This is a genomic window from Desulfobacter latus, from assembly GCF_013389365.1.
GTDB classification, from domain to species: Bacteria; Desulfobacterota; Desulfobacteria; order Desulfobacterales; family Desulfobacteraceae; genus Desulfobacter; species Desulfobacter latus.
Genome location: NZ_JACADJ010000019.1, coordinates 31991 through 54899, shown reverse-complemented (window position 1 = coordinate 54899; position 22909 = coordinate 31991). Strand labels below are relative to the sequence as shown.

Genomic DNA, 22909 nt, shown 5'->3' with positions numbered 1-22909 from the left:
AAAAGGCGTGCCATCTGTCTTTGAATTCGTTGATGGCTTTTTATATCAGGCTTTTCGAGTTTACATACCATGTCAGGGTTAAATTAGCGCCCTTTGGGCGGGCTGTTAGGTACTGGGTGCTGGGTGGTGGGTGGTGGGTACTGGGTGCTGGGAAATGGAAATTCCTATACTCTTAAATTTAAAAAAATCAGACATGGTGTATACTTTTTACTCAGATAGAGGTATACAATCGGGTAAAAAATACACTTTTCATATATCTGTATTAACCCAATGAATAGATTAAAATTAAATATTGCCCGAAAAAAACCGGGGTTCGTGCCGCCTTTGGTCATGGTGGGAGTCCTGGTTGTGCTGTTGCCGGTATTTATCCTGATGACCCTGGACCGGGTTAAAAAACAGGATGAGTTTATCCGGGAGCGATTTTTAATCACCGGCACCTCCCTGATCCGTACATTTGAAGCCGGCACCCGGATTGGTATGCTATCCATGCAGTGGGGCACCAAAAGAATTCAGTCGATGCTGGAGGCGACCGCAGGCCAGCCCGATGTGGCCTATATCATAATCACCGATGCCATGGGAAAAATTATTGCCCATTCCGATGCCGTCATGGTGGGTAAAATTTATGACAGATGGGCAGAACTTGGACCGTTGCCCGGGGACCCCCAACGGATTTTCAGCCGCGCCCTGAATACCCGGGAGGGGCCGGTTCTGGAAGTGGTCAAGCGTTTTGTGCCGTTTCATTCTATGTTTAGAGGTCGAAGACGAGGGCCCGTCCACGGCCCCGATCCCGGCTGCGGAAATATGCCGCCCGGATCGTTCGGCACTGAAAGATCGGTCAGGTCGGCTTTTGGGGCATTTGGGCAGACCGATCACTATATTTTTGCCGGACTGTCCATGGCCGGGGTGCAGGCGGACCAGGCCCGGGGATATAAGAACATTGTTATTAAAGCGCTTTTGTTTTTTGTGTTTTGTTGTTCGGGCATTATTGCCCTGTTTGCCCTCCAGGCATACAGGGGCGCCCAGTCATCCCTGGAACAGGTCAAGGCGTTTTCCGACAATGTGGTTCAAAATATGCCTTCGGGTCTGATCACTTTGGATACGGATTTTAATGTGACGTCAACCAACCGGGCTGCTGAAAAGATCCTGGGGGAAATTCCTGAAAAAGCCTGTCCCCGGATGGCTGCCATGGCAGCTGAAATTTCGGGAGCAGGCGGCGTTGCGTCCGGGGAAATCGCTTTGAACCAAAAAGGGAAAGGTGATCTTCGGCTGGATATGACGGTTTCGGCCATTCCGGCAGACGAAGACCAGATCCAGGGATTTGTTCTTTTATTCAGGGATCTGACCCAGATCCGGGACTTGAAAAAACAAGTGGAAACCAACCAGCGTTTAGCTGCCATCGGCAAACTTGCCGCAGGCGTGGCCCATGAAATCAGGAATCCGTTAAGTTCCATCAAGGGCTTTGCCACCTATTTTGCCCGTCAGTATGAAAATGAACCCGAGGACGTGGAGATTGCAAGAATAATGGTCCGGGAAGTGGAACGTATGGACCGTTCCATCACCCAATTGCTGGAATTTGCCAAGCCCATGGCAGTACAGATCAAGCAGACCCGGATTGAATCCTTTATCCGCCACTCCCTTAAACTGGTTTCCCATGACCTTGGGAAAAAAAAGATCCATGTTGAAACTGATATTCGTACCAAAAGAGAAACCATTCATACGGATCCGGAACGGATCTGCCAGGTGCTGGTCAATCTTTACATGAATGCGTTAAATGCCATGGACAGCCACGGAATCCTTGAAGTTGGCGTGGCGGATGTGTCAGATAATCTTGAAATCCGGGTGGCGGACAACGGCTGCGGCATCCCAGCGAAAGATCTTGAAAAAATATTTGATCCCTATTTTACCACCCGGGCCAAGGGAACTGGTTTAGGCTTGTCCATTGCTCACAGAATCGTTGAAAATCTCAACGGTGACATCCGGGTGGAAAGCCGGCCCACCAAAGGCAGCGTGTTTTATATCACCCTGCCTGATAATGAAAAAATAGAATAGAGAAGATGTAAGGATATGTTGATGACCGACAAGACCGTGCTGGTGGTGGATGATGATACAGCCCATGCCACCATGCTTAAAACCCTGATGAAAGGGTGGGGATATACCGTGCAGGTTGCTCCGGACGGAGATGAGGGGGTGGACATGGTGACAAACAGCCCCTTTGGCCTGGTACTCATGGATATGAAAATGGTGAAAATGTCCGGCATGGAAGCCCTGGCTAAAATTCATGACTTTAATCCAGCCCTTCCCGTAATCATCATGACTGCCTATTCCTCGGTGGACACGGCGGTTCAGGCCCTGAAAATCGGGGCCTATGATTACCTGACCAAACCCCTTGATTTTGATAAGTTAAAACTCACCGTGGACCGGGTATTTGAACGCCTCCATTTGAAGAACGAAAATCAGGACCTGAAAAAACGATTGGAAACCACTACCTTTCACCATGATATCCTGGGCAAAAGCCCTGCCGTTAAAGCGCTGTTGGATACCATACACATGGTGGCGCCCACCGATGCCAATGTGCTTGTCACGGGGGAATCCGGCACAGGAAAGGAACTTGTGGCTGCCGCCCTGCATAACAACAGCATGAGACGGCAGCATCCTTATATCCGGATCAACTGTGCGGCCATCACCGAAACCCTTCTGGAATCTGAGTTATTCGGCCATGAGCGGGGCGCATTTACCGGGGCTGATAAAAAACGCAAAGGCAAGTTTCTTTTAGCGGACAAGGGCAGCATCCTGCTGGACGAAATCGGTGAGATGAGTCTTGCCATGCAGGTAAAGCTGCTGCGGGTCATCCAGGAAAAAGAGATTGCACCCGTGGGCGCAGAAAATACCATTGCCGTGGATGTCAGGGTGATTGCCGCCACAAATAAGGATTTAAAAGCCATGTCCGCAAAACAAACGTTCAGGGAAGACCTTTACTACCGGCTTAATGTGGTACACATTGATATTCCGCCGTTGCGCCGGCGTATCGAGGATATCCCGGAACTTGCCATGCACTTTCTGGATGCGTTTGCCCGGAAAAATCGCAGGGAGATCAAGGGGTTCTCTCCCAATGCCATGGATACCCTTATCCGGTATGAGTGGCCCGGCAATGTCCGTGAACTGATGAATGCCGTGGAGCGCGGCGTGGTCATGGCCAGGACCGATTACCTTTGCCGGTCTGATCTTTCGTTTATCCTGGACGATGAACCTGAACAGATCCGGGATGCGGATTTGAATCTTGAAAATATTTCCCTGTTCAAGGTTGAGAAACGCGCTATCTTATCCACGCTGGCGGCTGCCGGGGGCAACAAGAGCGAAGCGGCCCGAAGACTTGGCATTACCCGGAAAACATTGCTTAAAAAACTGAAGAAATACGGGGATGAAACCTGAGGCGCGCAAATGAATTGATGCGTTATCAAACAGGCTCTTAGAACCGTTCAATCAGTTTGTTGATAAAATAGGTGCTTTCACGCAGGGCCTGGTGGCCAAAGGGTCCAAACCATTCAGCAATCTCATTAAATTCTTTAATAAACGCGTCCTTATCACCGGATTCAAGCATATCCAGGAACTGGGTCAGGGAGTGAACAAATGTTTTTAACAGCTGACGCCGTTCAGGTGTGGCAAAGATGATTTCAGCATACAGATCAGGGTCCTGGGCAAAAAGCCTGCCCACCATACCCAGTTCCAGACGGTAGATCGGGCTTGAGAATTCAAGGGTGCGTTTAATGGGTATACCCTGGCGGTACAGAAAACTGCCAAAACTGAACGTGGCAAAATGCCGAAGGGCCTGGACAATTTCCATGGCCTGGTCATGTTCCCGGGCACTTGTTTCAACAACCACGGCACCCCAGGCAACCAGCTGGTCAATCACCCACCGGCAGGCATCATCGTCTTGTCCGGGACATGCGGCAATGATCTGCTTGTCCAGATTGTTTGTGGTGGGGCCGAAAAGGGGGTGCAACCCCAGGACAGGACCCTTGTGTGCCCGGCACATGGCTTCAAGGGGGCGCTTTTTAACCGAAGTCAGATCCGTGAGTACTGCATCCGGCCGCATCAGGGGGGCTATATCGTCAATGACCTTAACGGTGACGTTAATGGGAACACACACAATGACAAGGTCTGCATGTTTGCATAAAGCCCGGGCCCGGGCCCAGTCATTTTTATCCAGGATGTCCACCTGGTAGCCTGTTTCGGTGAAAAACCGGACAAACAGACGGCCCATCTCTCCGGCACCGCCCACAATAAGTATTCTTGCCTGGGGCCGGATCAAACTGGTTTTGGACACACGGGTCTGAGTTTTCCTGGACTGATGCATGATGGTTCGGTAAAGATTTTCCACCAAATCAGGGTCTACATCCTTTTCCGAGGCTTTTCCCCGCAGGCGGGATATCACATCTTCCTCCCGGGCCGGATGGTAAATGGGCACCTTGTGCTCTTTTTTTACCGCCACAATTTTGTCCACCTGTTCCCGGCGTTGGCTTAATAAAGAGATAATCCGGGCATCAATGGCATCAATTTCATCCCGAAGGGGTTTGATTTGCTGTTCAAAAGAGGCGTTGTTTTTGGTCATGATTTATGGTCTTTACAGGAAACTAGAGACAAGATATTAGAGGGCGAAACGAAGCGCCGGCGGCGCCCATTTTAGCCTGCATTGTTGGTGTCTTTAGTTTCATTTTGGGGCTTTTTCAACCCCCTCGGTCTTCAACCGAGGGGGTGTTAACGGTTCCTTTTTAAATCCCAAAGGGATCTGGGGACGGTTGTTATGATTTTAACCTTGAATGGCCTGTTCAAAGGGTTCAAGGCCAATACGATCAATCATCTTTCCGAGGCGTTCCCCTTTTTTGGCATTTTCTTTGTAATATTCAACAATGCGTTTACAAGCCGCCATGGCCTGTTCCGTGTTCAGTCCTTCAGCTACTTTCTGGGCAATCCTGGGACTCATGCCCACGTTGCCGCCAATGACAATGATCCAGCCGTTGGTTTCGCCGATGAGTCCGATGTCCCTGACCCAGGATTCTGAGCAGGACAGCTTGCACCCCGATACCGCTATTTTGAATTTACCCGGCAGTTCCATGGCGTGGTATTGCTTGTCCATTTCCATGCCCACGCCCAGGGCATCCTGCTTGCCGAGCTTGCAGAAGGTGGTGCCCGGACAGGCGCGTACCGAGCGGATACACATGCCCACAGCCGCACCCTTGTCAAGTCCCAGATCCTGCCATGCCGAATCAATATCCTCCTCCTGGAGTCCTACAAGGGCAATACGGGTGGCCCCGGTGAGCTTGAGCGCTTTGGCTTCGTATTTTTCTGCCACATCAGCAATTTTTCTGAGCATTTCCGGTGTAACAACCCCGCAGGGAATGTGAGGGGCAATGGCATAGGTTTTGTTGTCATTCTGGAGAATGGCTCCCTTTTCACCAAGTTTAAGCATCTATTCCGTCCTTTTAGAATGAAATTTATAAAAAATGATACGATAATAAAATATTATGTACTACATTGGCTTGAATATCCACAAAAAAATATCGCTTAAATTTGGGGTGCATGAAAAAAACGCCTGCCCGTTGCGGGGCAGGCGAAAAAAAGGAAAAGAACAATGCGTTTTATTGTTCAGCTCTTGACCTAACACTATTTTTATTTAAAATCAAATTCTTTTGACGTAACCGTATCTTCCATGCGCTGAACCCGGCGATCAATATTGTCGAATTTTCTTTTAATCCGCTGGATGGCCGAGGATCTTGACCGGGTATAGGACTGATAAAATTCTTCGTCCCGTTCGCTTTCCAGCGGAATGACAGGCTCAGGGTTAAGCAGGAGTCCGGCAACAAAATAAAGGACGCCGACCGGCCAGAAACCGGTGAATAAAAACAGGACAAGCACGATAACCCGGGTCCAGAATACGGAGAAGTTGAAATGTTCAGCCAAGCCCCGGCAAACGCCGAAGATAATGCCCCGCCTGGAGCGATAAAAGCCTTCGGATGCGGTCAGGCGGCCCATTTTCTGACGGACGCTGCCATATCCTGTCCGCCCTCGCATGCCAGCACCGGCACGGTGATAACGGTTTTTATGGTATCTCATTTTTTATCCTTTTTGGTGCCCACGTTCGATAAGTATGGTTTCAAGGGCTTCAATTCGTTCCTCCATTTTTGGCAGGGCATTGTATATGTCCTGGATCATTCTTGTCTCTTCGATCCGGGCGTCTTTCTCATGTTTTGAAATCCCGCCGGCTTTGGTTGCCCGTATAATGCCGATGATGATTATTCCCAGAATGATCAGGGCAAGTATTGACCCGCCGACATTGATGATTGCAATGACTACGCTGCTCATATCCTATCTGTCCACCCCCTTTGGCAATTGTTACTCAATGAAGTTTTTGTTGATTTGAACAAATTCCCTAAAAAATAATCGCATGTTAATTCTGGGTTTTTGTATCATTAATTGCGCCGGATTGGGAGGATTTCAATGCATTGAGTTCGTTTTCGATCTCTTCGTCGGCTGCCAGGTCATCAAATGCGGTTTCAAGGCTGGATCGTCTGCCGAAATCAACTAAGTCTGCTTCGGCTTCCATGCGCTCGATATGGTTTTCCATCTCTTCGAATTTCTTGATGACTTCGGTGGCCTCTGCTCTACGAATTTCCTGTTTGGCCCTTTTTTTATGCTGGGCCCGGATATGCCGCTGGACCAGCATGCGCTGTTTTTCCCGGGCGGATTTCAACTTGTTTTCAAGTTCCGTGATATCATTTTTATACTGATCCACCATGCCTGCAAGATCAACGAGTTCTGTTTCCACGACTTCCAGTCGCCGGCTGAATCTGCGTCGTTCCATCAGGGCCTGGCGGGCCAGGTCATCACGCCCCTTGGTTACTGCCAGTTCAGCTTTTTCGTTCCAGAACGCCTCTTTTTCCCGAACCTCTTGTCCTAACCGTTCCACTTTTTTATGATTGGCAATGGTGGCGGCACAGGATGATTTAAGCTCAATCAAGGTGTCTTCCATTTCCCGGATCATGAGCTTAATCATCTTTTCAGGATCTTCGGCCTTGTCCAGCATGGCGTTGATGTTTGAAGATACAATATCTCTGAAGCGTGTAAAAATACCCATTCTTATTCTCCTTGTATAAACGTTTAAAGTTTTTGCGCCTGTTATGTTACCTGTTATTCAAAAAAGCAGAAAATGTGCCATATGACATCTTTTTTTGTTTGTTATGAATTCCAACAGGTTATGTTTTTTATAGATGGTTTTGGTATGGTTTTAATAATTGTAATATGGTATAAAAAGCTAAATATTGGTCAAATTAACCATAACAGGAGAGATGAAATTGGGATATACCCATTCGGCGGATAACCACACCGGGTCTGTGAGTATGTCCGAGGCGCTGGGCCAATCCGAGGCGTTTCTAAGTTTCCAGGAGCAGATCTCCCGGGTCGCGCCCATTGAGCGGCCTGTACTGATTTTAGGAGAGCGCGGCACGGGCAAGGAACTGGCTTCCGCACGATTGCATTTTTTATCCCGGCGCTGGCAAAAGCCCTTTGTTACACTGAACTGCGCGGCCTTAACCGCCACCCTGATCGAATCCGAGCTTTTTGGATATGAGAAAGGGGCGTTTACCGGGGCCGCTGCCCGCCGGATCGGGCGGTTTGAACAGGCCGACGGCGGCACGTTATTTCTGGATGAAATCGGAAATATCCCCATGGAAGTCCAGGAAAAAATTCTTCGGGTGGTGGAGTACGGCCGGTTTGAGCGGGTAGGGGCGGTTAATCCTGTCCATACCGATGTGCGCATTGTGGGGGCTTCCAATGTGGATCTGGCTCAAATGGCCCGGTTTGGCCGGTTTAAACAAGATCTTCTGGATCGTCTCTCTTTTGAGGTGATTTATGTTCCGCCGTTGCGGATACGCAAAGGGGATGTCATGCTGCTTGCCAATCATTTTGCCGGACGCATGGCTTTTGAACTGGGATTTAATCAAGTGCCGGAATTTGGAAAAAAAGCGGTCCGGAGCCTTGAATCCCATGGATGGCCCGGTAATGTCCGGGAATTGAAAAATGTGGTGGAACGCGCTGTATATAAATCAAATGCTCCGGTCATTACCCGGATTGAATTTTCACCGTTTGCATCGCCATACAGTCCCCTGCCCGGGCCTGGGACGCCACCCGTCGGACAAGCTGAAAGCCGGATCGCCGATTTATCTGCTGATAGAAAGTCAATCCAAGATAAAGAAAAAGCATTGAGTGCCGAGGAAGATGCCGTCTTGCCACTGGCGGAACTGGCCGCACTGCCGTTGAAAAAGGCCGTGCTTGTCCTTGAACGCTTCCGTTTATCCCAGGCCCTGACCGCAGCCCGGTTCAACCAGAAAAAAGCCGCAGCAAACCTTGGCATATCCTATGACCAGTTCCGGGGTCTGAAAAAAAAGCATGGAATATGATCCCATTTTCTGCCTTGTCAGTGACGATATATTTCAATCAGAAGGATGGATCGTTATTTAAATTTTAAATCAATATTTAAATTTTCCATTGCTATAATCAATTGGATAAAAATTGTCATGGATGGCAGAAAATGATGGCGATGGAACCCCTTTTGTGTTGGGTAAATATTTTTACTTGATTATTAAGTGTTATGAATAATGAACTGTATTAGGAGGTAGCCGGGCCATGGCTAAAAATTTTTTTTCCACCCGCGTCGGGATCATTGTTGTGGGCGCTGTGATCGGAATTCTTGCCGCTGCTTTACAAAAACTTGGAAATCCGGGAAATATGGGAATCTGCGTTGCCTGTTTTGAACGGGATATCGCGGGGGCCATCGGGTTGCACAGGGCTGGTGTTGTCCAGTATGTCCGCCCTGAAATTATCGGATTTGTGCTGGGCTCCCTGGTGGCTGCCTACAGTTTCAAGGAGTTTAAACCACGGTGCGGATCAGCACCCATGGTTCGTTTTGTCCTAGGTGTTTTTGCCATGATCGGTGCCCTTGTTTTTCTGGGGTGTCCCTGGCGGGCCGTGCTTCGGCTGGCCGGTGGTGACCTGAATGCCGTTCTGGGAATCCTGGGCTTAGGCTTCGGGGTCTGGATCGGGGTCATGTTTCTGAAAAACGGGTATAACCTGGGACGTTCCCAGTCCACCCATGCCGGTGCCGGATGGATGTTGCCCCTGGTGATGCTCGGTCTTCTTGTTCTTATGCTCATCTATCCCCAGGTGCCGGAGAAAGCGAAAAGCGGCGTGCTGTTTTACAGCCTTAAAGGGCCCGGAGCCATGCACGCACCGTTGCTGATTTCTCTTGTGGTCGGCCTGGGTATTGGATTTTTGGCCCAGCGCAGCCGGTTCTGCACCATGGGAGCGCTTCGTGATCTGATTTTATTCGGCCAGACCCATTTGCTTTCAGGTTTTTTATCCCTTTTAATTTTTGCTTGTATTGCCAATGTTGCTCTCGGCCAGTTTCAGCTTGGATTTACAGGCCAGCCCGTGGCGCATAACCTTCATCTCTGGAATTTTCTGGGGATGGCCCTGGCCGGATTGGCCTTTGCCCTGGCCGGCGGCTGTCCCGGACGTCAGCTTTTCCTGGCCGGTGAAGGGGATACGGATGCTTCCGTTTTTGTGCTGGGCATGATTGCCGGTGCGGCCTTTGCCCATAATTTCGGACTGGCAAGCTCTCCCAAGGGGCTTGGCCCCCACGGTATTGCCGCTGTTATCGTCGGTTTCGCCGTTTGTCTGTTCATTGGATTTGCCATGAAAAAAAGAATTGCCGCTTAATTTGAATAAAAAGATAAGGAATAATACGATGAGCAAAATAATCGATGCAAGTGGGCTTTCCTGCCCCCAACCGGTATTGATGACGCTGGATGCCATAAAATCCGGCAGCGATGGTGAACTTGAAGTTATCGTGGATAACGAGGCGTCCAGGGAGAATGTGGTCCGGGCTGCAGAGAGTAAAGGCTGGAACGTTTTTGACATCAAAGACGATGACGAGAATACCCGGATTTTTATCCGGAAAGGATGATATTGGTGTTTAATCGTATATCCCGCCTGTTTAACCGGGCACCGAAAGATGGCGCCCGGAAAGCAAAGGAAGACTTGGGCATTCTGGTGTTTGAGAACACATCCGAAGTGATCCAGGCGGAAAATTTTTTAAAATCCCGGGGGTGGAAAATCAAAGTCATGGGTCCCCCCCCCGGGATTCAAAGCGGGTGCGATCTGGTGATTCAGTTTCCCCTTATTGAACGGCTGATGCTGACAAGACAGCTTGAGGAGGCAGGCATTCCGCCCCTGGACGTGGTGCCGGTGACCCATCCGTTGCTCAACCCCGTGGACCTTTTTCATACCAAGGATTTTGGCGATTATCTCATGGTCCGGGCCGCCAACATGAAGCTGACCATTGAAAAAAAAACAAAAATCATCGTCAATATTTCAGGCGGCGGGTGCCCGGATGTGCCCTACCTTGCCCGGGAAATGGTGGGCAGACACCTGGATGAGGCCCCGCGCCCCGGTAAAATTGGGCATACACTTTGCGGCTATGCCCTGGAACTGGCCCATAAGGAGATGATCCGCCAATGCTCCTGATTGTCGGTACAGTGCCGGATGAGACCTTTCCTTTAACCCTGGGACCGGCAGTCCTGGACGGTGCGGATATGATCGTGAACGGCATTCGTGTGCCTGTGAACCGTGGAACCCCGGCCCTGCTCGCCGCAGTACTGGCCGCCTGTCAAGTGCTTGGACCGCTGCCGGTGGAAACCGCTTTGGTCGGTGATATCGGCACCGGCAAGGGCAGCCGGAATCTTTATGAACACCTGTCCCGGGAACTGCCGGGTATGGCGACAACTACCTTGGCGTTTCATTATCTTCAGCCCGACGTAGACTGGCACAATAAAGTTCTTTTTGCCGTTGAAGGGATGGCGAAAAGACCTGTTCTCATTGCAGATGCCGGGTTCATGTACGCGGCCAAGATGAGCGGCCAGGCCCAAAGCTATGACCTTTTTACGCCGGATGTGGGGGAACTCTCCTTTCTGGCGGACGAAACTGCGCCCCATCCTTTTTACACCAGGGGCTTTATTCTGCACCAGGACAAGAATGTGCCGGATCTTATTGCCCGGGCCCATGAATACCAAAACGGTGCCCGTCACCTTCTGGTCAAGGGCAGTGTTGATTATGTGGTGGAAGACGGTGAAATCACAGGTCAGATCAGCAAACCGGCTGCCGAAGCCATGGAGGCCATGGGCGGCACCGGGGACACCCTGACCGGCCTTGTCTGCGCCTTGATTGAATCCGGGAAACTTATTTCGGACGCCTGCCGCATTGCCGCCCTTGTGAACCGTGTGGCCGGGATGTATGCCGATCCGACACCCGCCTGTCAGGTGATGGACATAATTTTGCAGATCCCCAAAGCCCTGGCCCGGGTTCTGGAGGATCAATAAATTATAAAGGACAGTGTAAAAAATGACGGATAAATCAGAAAAATATTCTTCAATCTGCGCGATTGAGCCCGGCATGACAGTGCTGGATATTGTTTCAAAATATAATGCCACCCAGGATGTGTTCAAACGCTGGGATGCCAGGGCCGGGGAGTGTATTTGCTGCAACGCGCTTTTTGAGTCCCTTGACGTGGTTGCCGAAAAATACAACCTGGATTTAGCGGCCCTGGTTCAAGATTTAAAAAAGGCCGTCGGCAACGATTGACATGGTTCTTATTCTTCAAACCTGTTCAATTTTGTGTTTTTAATTACCTTTAATTTTTCCGGCAACCCTTCAACAAAAAGTCTGATTTCATCCCGGACGCGTCTATAAACAGCAAGCCTTTCATCTTCGTTAGTTAAATTTTTAGTTAGCTCAGGAGGATTGTCAAAAGATTGACAAATGACATTTACGTCAGCCGCAAAACTTGGACATTTTTGTGCTGCGGTATCACATACGGTTATGACACAATCAATATCTTTTTCCATAAAATCCTTAACTGCATGGGTTTCATGACCCGAGATGTCAACACCGGCCTCTTTCATTACCTTAACGGCAAGCGGGTCAAGCGGGCCGGTGCTGATTCCTGCTGAAAAAGCGTTGATTTTATCTGGATAAAGGTAATGCGCCCAACCTTCAGCCATCTGACTGCGACACGTATTCATTTCACAAACAAAAAGGACTGTTTTTTTTGACATGTAACGTTATTCCTCTCTTAAATAGTCTTTAATCAGAAAAATTCAGATTTATGATATCATAAAATTATGAAGTGCATATAGCAAATAACTGTTAGCAGTTTATGAGAGAATGAATTAAATGGGAGATTAGACATCCCGCCAAAAAAAACTGTTATTCATGAATCAGGGATGTTAAAGAAACCGCTCAGATTGAAATACAATAACGAAATAAAAATTTTAGATTTGTATAGTTGCCGCGTCCGCCGGTAAGAAATTAGGAACAGGATGAACAGCATTACACAGTTTGGTTGTCTGATTGATAATCTGATAGAAAAAAATGTCGCATTTGCCTGCTGGTTCCCTCCGTCCAGTGACAGCCCGCAACTGATTGCAGGGTCGGAGGATGATATTATATTCCCGGGCAGTATAGAACAGTTGAGCCGGATACGGGGGTTTGTGTTTGCCCCGTTTAAAATATCGAATCATGTCCCTGTCATTGTTCTGCCGCCGGTCATACACCTGAAAGGTTATGATCAAATCCAGTCGTTTAACCCGGAATTCCTGACGTCGGCCTCTTTTAGTCGGAAAACAAAAGACGCTTGCATCTCAACCAATTTTCATGATTACCTGGTTTGCGTCAACCATGCCATTGAACAGATTCACGCCGCAAAATTTTCCAAGGTCATTGTCTCCAGGCGCATTTGCAAAGAGAAAAAAAATGAATCCATGGGCCGGTTGTTTCTTGGGATGCATGAGACAAACCCCGGCGTGTTTGTCTTTGTGGTGAACCTGCCCGGGGCCGGGCTCTGGATGGGGGCCACCCCTGAACTGTTGTTTCGCTCCGATGGGCGGCATGCCCAGACCGTATCCCTGGCCGCCACCCAGCCCCGGCGACCCGATGGCCGCTATTGCTGGTTTACCAAGGAGATTGAAGAGCAGGCCTTTGTCTCCAGATACACGGTGGATGTACTCCACCGGTTTGGTTTTTCAACCTACCAGACAAAGGGGCCCCAGGACCTTGAGACAGCCACCGTGGCTCACTTGAAAACCTCTTTCTTTTTTTCCGGAGACCCAATCCGGGAGCGGCTTGGCGAATTTGTTGAACAGCTTTGCCCGACGCCTGCGGTCTGCGGTTTGCCCAAGGTTGAGGCCGCTCGTTTTATCCAGGACTTTGAACCCCACGACAGGCGGTATTATACCGGATTCCTGGGGCCCTGGCGCCTTGAACAAAGCGGCACTGATGTTTATGTGAACCTGCGCAGCATGGAAATCGAAGACAGCCAGTATGTTCTTTACACCGGCGGGGGCATCACGGCCCGGTCCAACCCGGAACAGGAGTGGGAGGAGACCACGCAAAAGTCCAGAACGCTTTTAAACGCTATAGAAGCCTTACAGGGACAGGCATGATGATTTCAACCAAGCGCCATGTGCAGCAGCTTGCATCGTTATTCCTAAGCAAGAAAATTTTTGATATTGTGCTGTGCCCCGGGTCCAGGAATGGTCCTTTAATCCATACCCTGGCAGGTTGCGGACAGTTTGACTGCCGGGTGATTGTAGATGAGCGCAGTGCCGGTTATTTTGCCTTAGGGGTAGCCCAGGCAAAGCAAAAACCGGTGGTCATTGTGTGCAGTTCCGGTACGGCTGCTGTTAATTTTGCCCCGGCTGTGGCCGAAGCCTTTTACCAGAATATTCCTTTGATCGTGGTGACGGCGGACCGGCCTGCCTACTGGATTGATCAGCTGGAAAATCAGTGCATCAATCAAACGGCGTTGTACCGTAATTTTATCCAGCAATCGTGTTCATTGCCCTTAGAAGAATCGGATAGTCAGTTGTGGTCCGGTGCGCGTCTGATCAACGAGATACTTAATACGGCCGTGTCTGATGCGCCGGGGCCTGTGCATATCAATATCCCCCTTGAAGAGCCGTTGCACCGGACCGAGGATGTGCAACTGCCTGATGTTAAAGTGATTGAGGATGCGGAAACACGCAGCAAGCTTGACGAAAAGGCGTTGGCCGGGGTGGTTGAAACGATCGGCCGGGCAGATAAAATACTTGTACTGGTAGGCCAGTCCCCCGGCAATGCAGACCTTAACAATGCACTTTCCCTGTTTGAGGAAAAAACCGGTGTTGTGGTTTCCGCCGAACACCTGGCCAATCTGCAGATGGCTTCCGGTTGCTGCTGTGTCTGTCCGGAATTGGTGCTTGGGTCCATATCCTCCGGCGACGCCGCCGTTTTTCAGCCTGATCTGCTGATTACTTTCGGCAGGCATTTTGTATCCAAACGTATCCGGCAATTTTTAAGGGCATATAAACCAAACGAGCATATTCATGTGGATGCCGGCGGTGGGCATATGGACACCTACCAGGCATTGACCCGGGTTTGTGCCATGTCCCCGGAACGGTTTTTTGAACAATTGGCCGGTATGCCGATCCCCAGGGTGTCGGGAGATTATGCCGGGACCTGGAAAAATCGGGAACATCAGGCCTTGCAAATTTATAAACACTATCTGAACCGGGCGCCGTTTAGTGATTTTACGGCATGTGCCCGCGTATTAAAGGCCGTGCCTGAAAATTCAGTCATACACCTGGGCAACAGTTCCACCGTAAGATATGCGCTGTTATACCCCGGCATTAAAGGCGTTACCTGGCTTGGCAACCGGGGAACCAGCGGTATTGACGGCTCTGTTTCAACGGCGGTGGGGTATGCTTCATGCCGTTCGCAGATAAATACGCTTATCCTGGGGGATCTCTCTTTTTTCTACGATTCCAATGGGTTGTGGAATAAATACCTGGGGGGAAATCTAAGAATTATCCTGCTTAATAACGGCGGCGGTAATATTTTCAGTTTTGTAGAAGACCTTGCCGGCCGCACCGGGGCGCATAATCAAGCGATATTTCAAGACTGTTTTTTTGCAGGCCACAATGCAAAAGCCAAAGGCCTTGCATCGGCATTCGGCCTTGATTATCTGCAGGCCGACTCAGGTTCCAAATTGGACAAGGCCCTTGAAAAACTCTATAATCCTGACCGGTCTGATCCCACCCTTTTAGAGGTGTTTACGGATGCCCGGACCAACACAACAGTATTTAAGGGACTGTTTTCAGAAATCAAAAAAAGAATAACGATATAGGGAGGATGTATGACAGAAACGCGCCAGTGGCAAACCATCAAAGAATTTGAAGATATCTTTTTTGAGTATTATGAGGGCATCGGCAAGATCACCATCAACCGTGAACGCTACCGTAACGCCTTCCGTCCCACCACCGTCCATGAGATCAGCGAATCTTTGCGTATTTGCCGGGAGGATCAGCGTATCAATGTAATTGTCCTGACCGGGGCAGGGGACACGGCTTTTTGCGCCGGCGGCGACCAGAATGTTAAAGGGGAGGGGGGGTACATTGACAAGGACGGCATCCCAAGGCTGAATATCCTTGAAGTTCAGAAACAGATCCGGTCCATGCCCAAGCCCGTGATTGCCATGGTGAACGGCTTTGCCATCGGTGGCGGCCATGTCCTGCATGTGGTGTGCGACATCACCATCGCCGGCGAAAATGCCATCTTTGGCCAGACCGGCCCCAAGGTGGGCAGTTTTGATGCCGGCCTTGGCTCATCCTATCTGGCCAGCACGATCGGTCAGAAAAAGGCCCGGGAGATCTGGTTCATGTGCCGTCAGTATACGGCGGCCGAAGCCCTGGAGATGGGCCTGGTCAACAAGGTGGTGCCCCTGGATCAGCTCGAGGATGAAACTGTTGCCTGGGCATTAAAAATGCAGGAACACAGCCCCCTGGCCCTTCGTATGATCAAGCTGGGGCTCAATGCCGAACTTGACGGCCAGGTCGGGCTTCAGGAGTTTGCCGGTAATGCTACGCTTTTGTATTACCTCACCCAGGAGGCCCAGGAAGGCAAAAACGCATTTCTTGAAAAGCGGAAGCCTGATTTTAATAAATTTCCGAAGTTCCCTTAATCAATGATGAAAGCACGTATTATTGAACATGATTTACAGTTTAAACGGCCGGCAGGAACATCCCGGGGGGTACTGAAGCACCGCCGGGTCTGGTATCTTGTTCTGGAAAAAGAGGGCCGGGTCGGGGTCGGGGAGTGTGCGCCCTTGCCAGGATTGAGCGCTGAAAGCATTGCTGAGGTGGAACAGGCCCTTGCCGCCCTTGCCGCAGACCCGGATGGGTTTTGTGCCCAGGCGCATCAGCAGCGTATACCTGCTTCGATCCGGTTTGCCGTGGAAACCGCCCTCAGGGATCTGGAACAGACCGGCCCCCAGATTCTTTTTCCTTCCAGCTTCACCCGGGGGGAGAAAGGCATCCGCATTAACGGACTGATCTGGATGGGGGAGCCCTCGTTCATGAAAGAACAGATCCGGCAGAAACTGGATTCGGGGTGGCGGTGCATTAAGCTTAAAATCGGGGCGCTTCAGTTTGAGGAAGAGCTTGCCATCCTTAAAGATATCAGGGCGGAATACAGTGCCGACGATGTTATTTTACGGGTGGATGCCAATGGCGGGTTCTCCCCTAACGATGCTTTGGACCGGCTTGGACAGCTGGCAGAATTGGGTATTCACTCCATTGAGCAACCCATCGCCAAAGGACAGTGGCAGCACATGGCCGGGGTGTGCAAGCAGTCACCCCTGGACATTGCCTTTGACGAAGAACTCATCGGCATCAGGGAACGTGAAGAAAAAATCCATCTTCTGGACACCCTTGCCCCCCATTACCTGGTGCTGAAACCCAGCCTGCACGGTGGGATGGAAGGGTGTGACGAATGGATTGAACTGGCCGATGCCAGGGGAATCGGCTGGTGGATCACCTCCTACCTTGAATCCAACCTGGGTTTAAACGCTATTGCCCAGTGGGCTTTTTTAAAGCAGCCTTCTCTGCACCAGGGCCTTGGTACGGGGCAATTATTTACCAATAATATGGCCTCCCCCCTGGAAATCCGTGGGGAAACGCTTTTTTTCGATCCGGGCAAACGGTTTATCTTTCCGGGGATTTTTTAAGGCTGTGAATCTTTTTCCGGATACCCTGTGCCTCAACGGTACTGTGCACCGGGTGAAAGCGCTTTTGCAAAAGAAACGTCAGGACTGCCCCCCGGGCATTGCATCTGATGTCATTGATTTTCTGGCCCAATGGTATGGGCCGCAAAACGTCATCACCGTCCACACTTCGGGCAGCACAGGTCCGCCCAAGGCCATTTTTCTGGAAAAAAAGTTTGTGGCCCAAAGCGCCCTGCGCACCCTTGAATTTTTTAACCTGAAATCCGGACAGCGCATTCTGCTGTGCCTGCCCCTAAGATATATCGCAGGAAAACTTATGGTGATCCGGGCTCTTTTGGGCGAGCTGGATCTGTGCACCGCAGAGCCAAGCGATGATTTCGCCTTCCTTGCCCAGTGCAGGGACACCCCCTTCCGATTCGCCGCCATGGTGCCCAACCAGGTGACAAAGCTTTTGGAGTACCCGGAACGGTTTGAGGCGCTTGGGGCTTTGCTCATCGGTGGCTCCGCGCTTCCGGCGATACTTGACACCGAACTTCAAACCGTGCCCACAGCCTGTTTTGCAAGCTACGGCATGACCGAAACCGCTACCCACATCGCCCTTCGCCGCATAAACGGTCAAAACGCATCTGACCGCTTTTACTGTCTTAAGGGAATTCATGTGGGGCTGTCTGAAAAGGGCTGTCTGACCATTGAAATGCCGGGCCTGGAAACGCCGTGTCTTTTCACGAACGATCTGGCTGAGCTTGATGACTATAAAACTTTTAAAATTCTGGGACGGGCCGATAATGTGATCATCTCCGGTGGCATAAAGTATTTTCCCGAAATTTTAGAAAAAAAACTGGAAGACCTGGTTGCATATCCGTTTTTCATCGGGGCCTTGCCCGATGAAATTCTGGGGAACAGAATTATTCTGGTCATAGAAACCCGGGCGGATGAACAGCTTGAAAAAAAGCTGGAAGCCTTTTTTGACCAACACCTGAACCGCTACGAGAGGCCAAAAGACATTGTGTTTAAGGATAAATTCAAGCGGACTGAAACCGGGAAAATCATACGGCGAATTTAACCCGCAGGACCACTACAGGGAGTATTTTATCCCTATGGATTGTCTTACATTTTTATATGATGTTTATGAACAGCCTGGGTCAATGTGTCCGTTATCCATTTATTGAGACTGGTCCCTTTTTGTGCGGCAGCCTGGGCTATTTCCGCGTGGGTCTGTGGCGGCAGGCGTAATGTCAATTTGCCTGAATACGGCTTATCCGGGGTTACATTCTCCTGTTCGCAGATGGCCAGGTAATGGTCAATTGCGTTATGGAAATCCTCTTTAAGCTCTGTGACTGTTTCGCCTTCAAACGTGATACTATCTTTAATTCCTGTTACTTTGCCCCAGAATATATTATCTCTGTCATCAAAATTGATTTGGGCAAAATATCCTTTGTATGTCATGCTGTTCATGGTGTGACCTCCAAATTTATCAACCATTTGCGAATTCTTTCCACTATATATCTTTTGGCTTCTTTCCCCGGGTGCGGACGGTGGGCATACTCCCTTTTACCGGAAATTTCCAGCATAACACGAGACCCGGCACCTTCCCGAACTTCTCCCCCCAGAGCAATAACCAGGGATTCAATGTCGCTGAATTTGATATTAGCCCTGGTTGGCGTTGCAAAGATTGCGATTAATGTTTTTCTGTGTTTTGATTTCACAAGTAGGTGGTATCATTTTATGCCATCACTTTCAAGCTGGTTTTTAGCTGGGAATTTAGTATCATGTTTCCCATGATACCTTGAGTCAAAATCAAAGTTGGCCCGAACAGAGGAATTTTTTTCAAAAATCTTTAATTCTATAATCAATTTCGGTAATATTGAGGGCTTAAATTGTTTTTAGGGCACAAGGTCTGAGTTATTTGTCGGCAAAGGTCTGATGTTTTAAAAGATAGGTGCCTCAACCTGAAGGAGTCAACTACCCCTCGGCTGAAGACCGAGGGGCTTGAAAAGGCCCCAAAGTTGACCAGTCTGAGTGCTTCGAGCACTACGTTAGATCGGAAATAGGTACCCTGGGGTGCTTGCCAGCTCCAGGCTCTACGGCAAGTGGTTAAACAGGTTTAAGGGGTTAAGCCGGTGCTGCTTGCGCCAAACCCGATCATAACATTGACGAGGCAAACATTACCCCGGAAACGGGTGTTGAGCCCTGGCATATGGCTGTTTAAATATTATATGCCTTTTACAAAAAATATTTTTAACCAAAAGGAGGCGGCAATTCCTCCCCTGAGCTAAAGACTCAGGGGTTTCCTTGCCGCATTTTATGAAAGGTTTTAAAGATCATGTGCAAACATTGTAGTGATCACAATCACGACCACCACCACGAACACCCTGAAATTGTTCAGCTCATGCCTGTTCAAAACAGTTTGTTTGCCGTCTATCAGACCGAATCCCCCCTGGACTTCAGTGTTGAAACCGGCAAAAACGGGCTCAGTCTTGTTCCGGTGCTGTTCATGGGGTTGATCCGCCATGGGAAAAAGACCATGGTGGAAGGTTTTTTTGCCTCCAGTGCCATTAATTCCTGCGAGGATACCCAAGGGTTCAAGGGGTATGCCTCTTCCCTGGCACACGCTGAAAAATTATATGCTTGAGATTATTTTTTTATAATTACCACTTAGATGACCTGACGGGAGATGCCTTGTCAGCGTTTTATGTTTAAGGAGCCGTGCGCATGCATAAATTATTAAAGGACAGCCCCGGAGAGAAAATCATGCTCCTGGGCAACGAAGCCATTGCAAGGGGCGCTGTTGAAGCCGGTGTCGCCTTTGCCACCACATACCCGGGGACCCCGTCCTCGGAAGTCTCTTTGAATCTGTTCCAGATGTCCAGAGAATCGGATTTGTATTTTGAATACTCCACCAATGAAAAGGTTGCCCTGGAAGTCGCAGCTGCTGCGGCCAATTCAGGACTTCGCACCTTTTGCATGATGAAGCATGTGGGGCTTAATGTGGCAGCCGACCCACTGATGACCCTTGCCTATATCGGCGTAACCGCCGGCATGGTGATTTTAACAGCAGATGATCCCGCCATGTTCTCCAGTCAGAACGAGCAGGACAACCGTTACTATGCCAAGTTCGGCCATTTTCCCATGTTCGAACCCTCTTGTGTGGCCGAGGCCAAGGATATGATCAAAGCGGCCTTTGAACTGTCCGAAACCCTGAAACAACCGGTGATCCTGCGCACCACCACCCGGATCAACCACTCCAATGCCTTTGTTACTTTTGGCGACATTAAAGCGCGACAGACAAAGGGCCGGTTTGAAAGGGACCCCATGCGCTGCGTTACCGTGCCCGCCGTGGCCCGGGAACTGCATGTCAAGCTTTTGGCGCGCATGGACAAAGCCGCCGGCATATCTGAATCTTCAGAATTCAATTTTATCACAGGGCAGGGCGTATGGGGGGTTGTGGCCAACGGGGTGAGCTACCATTATGCCTTGGACGCCGTAAAAGACCTTGGCATTGAATCAAAGGTCAAGATTCTTCGCCCCGGGTTTTCCAATCCCCTGCCCAAAAATAAGATTAAAGATTTCCTGGCCGGCTGTGAAAAGGTACTGGTCATTGAAGAGGGCGAACCCTTCATGGAGGAGGCCGTCAAAGCCTTTGCCCAGGAAGCGGGCCTTGCCATCCCCATCCTGGGCAAGACGGATATGTTGTTTACCCCCTTAGGGGAATTTCATCCCGCCATGGTCCGGGAGAAGATCGCGACCTTTTTCGGCATAGATTATACCCCGGCCCCAAAGATTGATACTTCTGACGTGCCGGAAATCGCCAACCGTCCCCCCAATCTTTGCTCAGGATGCTCCCACAGGGCCACCTTCTACGCCATTAAAAAGGCTGCCCAGGGCATGGATGTCATCCACCCCAGTGATATCGGCTGCTACACCTTAGGTTTTATGCCGCCGTTGTCCATTGGGGATTTTGTGGTCTGCATGGGCGGGTCGGTGAGTACCTCCTGCGGTTTCAGCAAGGCCACGGACCAGAAGGTGGTCAGTGTGGTCGGCGACTCCACCTTTTTTCATTCAGGCATTACAGGCCTTGTCAATGCCGTGTTCAACCGCCACAATTTCACGTTGGTGATCCTTGAAAACGGCATTACTGCCATGACCGGCCACCAGCCCCACCCGGGCGTGGATATGGACCTGATGGGCATGCCCGGGTACGGCCGGGTGGATATTGAAAACCTGGTCAAATCCCTGGGGGTCGAGCATGTTTCCGTGATCAAGCCCTTTAAAGTGAAAAACAGCATTGAAACGCTCAAAGAGGCCATGGCCTTTGATGGTGTCTCGGTTGTTATCGCCAAAGAGCCCTGTATCCTCTGGGCAAAGAGCATTAAACTGAAAAAGCCGAGAGCCTTTGAAGTAACGGATAAATGTAAAGACCACAAGGATTGCATTAACGAGATCGCCTGTCCATCCTTTTACATTGAAGCGGGCCGGGTGAAAATTGATGCGGATACCTGTGTGGGCTGTGCGTTGTGCGCCCAGATCTGTCCTGAAAACGCCATCCGCCCACTGAAGAAATAGACAAGGAGACAAGTTTAATATGAAACCACTAAGAATGATCATCGTTGCAGTTGGCGGACAGGGCAATCTTCTGGCATCCAAGGTCCTGGGCGAAGCCGCCCTCATTGAAGGGGTGGAGGTGAGAATGAGCGAGATTCACGGCATGGCCCAGCGCGGCGGTGTGGTGGAGTCCGCCATTATTTTCGGCGATGCCTCATCCTCTATTATTTCCGATGGGGAAGCCGACATCCTGCTGGGATTTGAACCGGCTGAAACCCTGCGCGCCATTGGCCGGTGCTCTGCCAATACACGAGTAATTACCAATACCGCGACCCTGCCGCCCTTTACCGTGGCCATCGGCAAAGGGAACTACCCTGAGGTCAATGAAATCAAACAGATACTCAAGGAGAAGACCGCCGGCCTGGTGGCCATAGACGCCATGGCGTTGGCCAGGAAAGCCGGTTCTCCCATGAGTGTGAATATTGTACTGTTAGGTGCCTTGATCCAGACCGGGGCCTTAGGCTTTTCAAAGGAAAACGTCAAAGAAGCGATCAAACGCAGGATTAAACCGGCGCTTGTTGAGATGAACCTGAAGGCCTTTGACCTGGGATTTGAGGCTGCCGCTGCCGGCACTGTATAACTGAAAACCGCTGAAAAGCTCACACAAAGACACTAAGGCACAAAGATTTATACCCCTTTGTGCCTTTGAGGCTTTGTGTGAGCATAAATTTAGAATTGCTGGTTACGGGAGAAGAAGATGAATACCCAGGCACAGATAACACCCGGCATGATTCATGTCATCAATGGTCCCAATTTGAATATGCTGGGGAAAAGGGAACCTGATATTTACGGGGCGTTTACCCTTGATCAGATCAACAGAGAACTTAAAGTGCGCGCAGATGCATTGGGCCTTTCCCTGGATTCTTTCCAGTCCAATCACGAAGGTGAAATCCTGGATTACATCCATGCCGTGTTTGAACAGGGATCTGCCGGTGTGATCATCAATCCGGGCGCCCTGACCCATACGTCTGTGGCCCTGCGCGATGCCCTGTCCATGCTGTCATGCCCCATTGTGGAGGTGCATCTGTCCAACATCCACAAGCGCGAAACCTTTCGCCATACCTCCATGATTGCCGGTATTGCCACCGGCCAGCTCACCGGGTTCGGTCATTACGGCTACCATATGGCCCTTGATTTTCTTCATTCCCTGGTTGGTTGAGC

The 22909-nt window shown here is 50.1% G+C and carries 25 protein-coding genes; 17 read left to right on the top strand and 8 right to left on the bottom strand.

The window, feature by feature from the left end; all coding sequences use genetic code 11:
- Positions 1 to 270: 270 nt before the first annotated feature.
- Both HXW94_RS07820 and HXW94_RS07815 read left to right on the top strand, forming a co-directional pair.
- On the top strand, positions 271 to 2049 hold the full coding sequence (locus HXW94_RS07820) for an ATP-binding protein (protein ID WP_178366338.1): 1779 nt from the start codon (positions 271 to 273) through the stop codon (positions 2047 to 2049).
- Positions 2050 to 2070: 21 nt separating this feature from the next.
- Positions 2071 to 3429 carry a sigma-54-dependent transcriptional regulator gene (locus HXW94_RS07815; protein WP_178366337.1) on the top strand — a complete coding sequence of 453 codons (1359 nt, stop codon included), beginning with the start codon at positions 2071 to 2073 and terminating at the stop codon, positions 3427 to 3429.
- Positions 3430 to 3466: 37 nt separating this feature from the next.
- Here the strand turns inward: HXW94_RS07815 and tyrA are convergent, their stop codons facing one another.
- The 5 genes from tyrA to pspA form a co-directional block, all read right to left on the bottom strand.
- On the bottom strand, positions 3467 to 4609 hold the full coding sequence (gene tyrA, locus HXW94_RS07810; protein ID WP_178366336.1) for a bifunctional chorismate mutase/prephenate dehydrogenase: 1143 nt from the start codon (positions 4607 to 4609) through the stop codon (positions 3467 to 3469).
- A gap of 198 nt (positions 4610 to 4807) precedes the next feature.
- Entirely contained in the window at positions 4808 to 5467 is a 660-nt protein-coding gene (locus HXW94_RS07805; RefSeq protein WP_178366335.1) for an NAD(P)/FAD-dependent oxidoreductase, read from the bottom strand.
- 200 nt (positions 5468 to 5667) lie between these two features.
- The gene (pspC, locus tag HXW94_RS07800; RefSeq protein ID WP_178366334.1) at positions 5668 to 6111 is read right to left on the bottom strand and encodes an envelope stress response membrane protein PspC; all 444 of its coding nucleotides are present in this window, start codon (positions 6109 to 6111) and stop codon (positions 5668 to 5670) included.
- Between the two features lie 3 nt (positions 6112 to 6114).
- Positions 6115 to 6360, bottom strand: a complete 246-nt coding sequence (locus HXW94_RS07795) for a phage-shock protein (RefSeq protein WP_178366333.1) — start codon at positions 6358 to 6360, stop codon at positions 6115 to 6117.
- An 85-nt stretch (positions 6361 to 6445) separates the two neighbouring features.
- The gene (gene pspA / locus HXW94_RS07790) at positions 6446 to 7132 is read right to left on the bottom strand and encodes a phage shock protein PspA (protein WP_178366332.1); all 687 of its coding nucleotides are present in this window, start codon (positions 7130 to 7132) and stop codon (positions 6446 to 6448) included.
- Positions 7133 to 7343: 211 nt separating this feature from the next.
- Here pspA and pspF point away from each other — a divergent pair, with 211 nt between their 5' ends.
- The 6 genes from pspF (at position 7344) to HXW94_RS07760 (ending at position 11691) form a co-directional block, all read left to right on the top strand.
- Positions 7344 to 8453, top strand: coding sequence for a phage shock protein operon transcriptional activator (gene pspF / locus HXW94_RS07785; RefSeq protein WP_178366331.1), 1110 nt, complete (start codon positions 7344 to 7346; stop codon positions 8451 to 8453).
- Positions 8454 to 8679: 226 nt separating this feature from the next.
- Positions 8680 to 9771, top strand: a complete 1092-nt coding sequence (gene yedE / locus HXW94_RS07780) for a YedE family putative selenium transporter (protein WP_178366330.1) — start codon at positions 8680 to 8682, stop codon at positions 9769 to 9771.
- Between the two features lie 28 nt (positions 9772 to 9799).
- On the top strand, positions 9800 to 10018 hold the full coding sequence (locus tag HXW94_RS07775; protein ID WP_178366329.1) for a sulfurtransferase TusA family protein: 219 nt from the start codon (positions 9800 to 9802) through the stop codon (positions 10016 to 10018).
- Positions 10015 to 10578: a putative Se/S carrier protein gene (locus HXW94_RS07770; RefSeq protein WP_178366328.1), complete on the top strand. Its 564-nt coding sequence runs from the start codon at positions 10015 to 10017 to the stop codon at positions 10576 to 10578. The genes HXW94_RS07775 and HXW94_RS07770 overlap by 4 nt, the downstream gene beginning before the upstream one ends.
- Entirely contained in the window at positions 10569 to 11429 is an 861-nt protein-coding gene (locus tag HXW94_RS07765) for an NAD(P)H-hydrate dehydratase (protein WP_178366327.1), read from the top strand. Before HXW94_RS07770 ends, HXW94_RS07765 begins: the two co-directional genes overlap by 10 nt.
- A 22-nt stretch (positions 11430 to 11451) precedes the next feature.
- Positions 11452 to 11691, top strand: coding sequence for a hypothetical protein (locus HXW94_RS07760; protein WP_178366326.1), 240 nt, complete (start codon positions 11452 to 11454; stop codon positions 11689 to 11691).
- A gap of 8 nt (positions 11692 to 11699) precedes the next feature.
- Here HXW94_RS07760 and HXW94_RS07755 read toward each other — a convergent pair whose 3' ends face one another.
- Positions 11700 to 12164, bottom strand: a complete 465-nt coding sequence (locus HXW94_RS07755) for an arsenate reductase ArsC (RefSeq protein ID WP_178366325.1) — start codon at positions 12162 to 12164, stop codon at positions 11700 to 11702.
- A gap of 264 nt (positions 12165 to 12428) precedes the next feature.
- Between HXW94_RS07755 and HXW94_RS07750 the strand changes: the two genes are divergently transcribed.
- From HXW94_RS07750 to HXW94_RS07730, 5 genes are read left to right on the top strand one after another with little or no spacing between them, the layout of a single operon-like run.
- Positions 12429 to 13550 carry a chorismate-binding protein gene (locus HXW94_RS07750; protein ID WP_178366324.1) on the top strand — a complete coding sequence of 374 codons (1122 nt, stop codon included), beginning with the start codon at positions 12429 to 12431 and terminating at the stop codon, positions 13548 to 13550.
- A complete protein-coding gene (gene menD / locus HXW94_RS07745) occupies positions 13547 to 15271 on the top strand; it encodes a 2-succinyl-5-enolpyruvyl-6-hydroxy-3-cyclohexene-1-carboxylic-acid synthase (RefSeq protein ID WP_178366323.1) in 1725 nt (574 codons plus the stop codon). The genes HXW94_RS07750 and menD overlap by 4 nt, the downstream gene beginning before the upstream one ends.
- A gap of 9 nt (positions 15272 to 15280) precedes the next feature.
- Positions 15281 to 16105 (top strand): 1,4-dihydroxy-2-naphthoyl-CoA synthase, encoded by an 825-nt coding sequence (gene menB / locus HXW94_RS07740; protein ID WP_178366322.1) that lies wholly within the window; start codon positions 15281 to 15283, stop codon positions 16103 to 16105.
- 3 nt (positions 16106 to 16108) lie between these two features.
- On the top strand, positions 16109 to 17149 hold the full coding sequence (locus tag HXW94_RS07735) for an o-succinylbenzoate synthase (protein WP_246293792.1): 1041 nt from the start codon (positions 16109 to 16111) through the stop codon (positions 17147 to 17149).
- 4 nt (positions 17150 to 17153) lie between these two features.
- Positions 17154 to 18209 (top strand): AMP-binding protein, encoded by a 1056-nt coding sequence (locus HXW94_RS07730; RefSeq protein ID WP_178366321.1) that lies wholly within the window; start codon positions 17154 to 17156, stop codon positions 18207 to 18209.
- A gap of 44 nt (positions 18210 to 18253) precedes the next feature.
- Here HXW94_RS07730 and HXW94_RS07725 read toward each other — a convergent pair whose 3' ends face one another.
- Together HXW94_RS07725 and HXW94_RS19485 are read right to left on the bottom strand one after the other, a co-directional pair.
- On the bottom strand, positions 18254 to 18601 hold the full coding sequence (locus HXW94_RS07725) for a type II toxin-antitoxin system HicB family antitoxin (RefSeq protein WP_178366320.1): 348 nt from the start codon (positions 18599 to 18601) through the stop codon (positions 18254 to 18256).
- Positions 18598 to 18852, bottom strand: a complete 255-nt coding sequence (locus HXW94_RS19485; RefSeq protein ID WP_178366319.1) for a type II toxin-antitoxin system HicA family toxin — start codon at positions 18850 to 18852, stop codon at positions 18598 to 18600. Before HXW94_RS19485 ends, HXW94_RS07725 begins: the two co-directional genes overlap by 4 nt.
- 617 nt (positions 18853 to 19469) lie before the next feature.
- On the opposite strand from HXW94_RS19485, the gene HXW94_RS07715 reads away from it, so the two are divergent.
- The 4 genes from HXW94_RS07715 to aroQ all read left to right on the top strand — a co-directional run bounded on the left by HXW94_RS07715 (position 19470) and on the right by aroQ (position 22907).
- Positions 19470 to 19778: a hypothetical protein gene (locus tag HXW94_RS07715; protein WP_178366318.1), complete on the top strand. Its 309-nt coding sequence runs from the start codon at positions 19470 to 19472 to the stop codon at positions 19776 to 19778.
- 80 nt (positions 19779 to 19858) lie between these two features.
- Positions 19859 to 21709: an indolepyruvate ferredoxin oxidoreductase subunit alpha gene (gene iorA / locus HXW94_RS07710; protein ID WP_178366317.1), complete on the top strand. Its 1851-nt coding sequence runs from the start codon at positions 19859 to 19861 to the stop codon at positions 21707 to 21709.
- A 19-nt stretch (positions 21710 to 21728) separates the two neighbouring features.
- The gene (locus HXW94_RS07705; protein WP_178366316.1) at positions 21729 to 22328 is read left to right on the top strand and encodes an indolepyruvate oxidoreductase subunit beta; all 600 of its coding nucleotides are present in this window, start codon (positions 21729 to 21731) and stop codon (positions 22326 to 22328) included.
- 117 nt (positions 22329 to 22445) lie between these two features.
- Positions 22446 to 22907: a type II 3-dehydroquinate dehydratase gene (gene aroQ, locus HXW94_RS07700; protein ID WP_178366315.1), complete on the top strand. Its 462-nt coding sequence runs from the start codon at positions 22446 to 22448 to the stop codon at positions 22905 to 22907.
- Positions 22908 to 22909 lie beyond the last annotated feature (2 nt).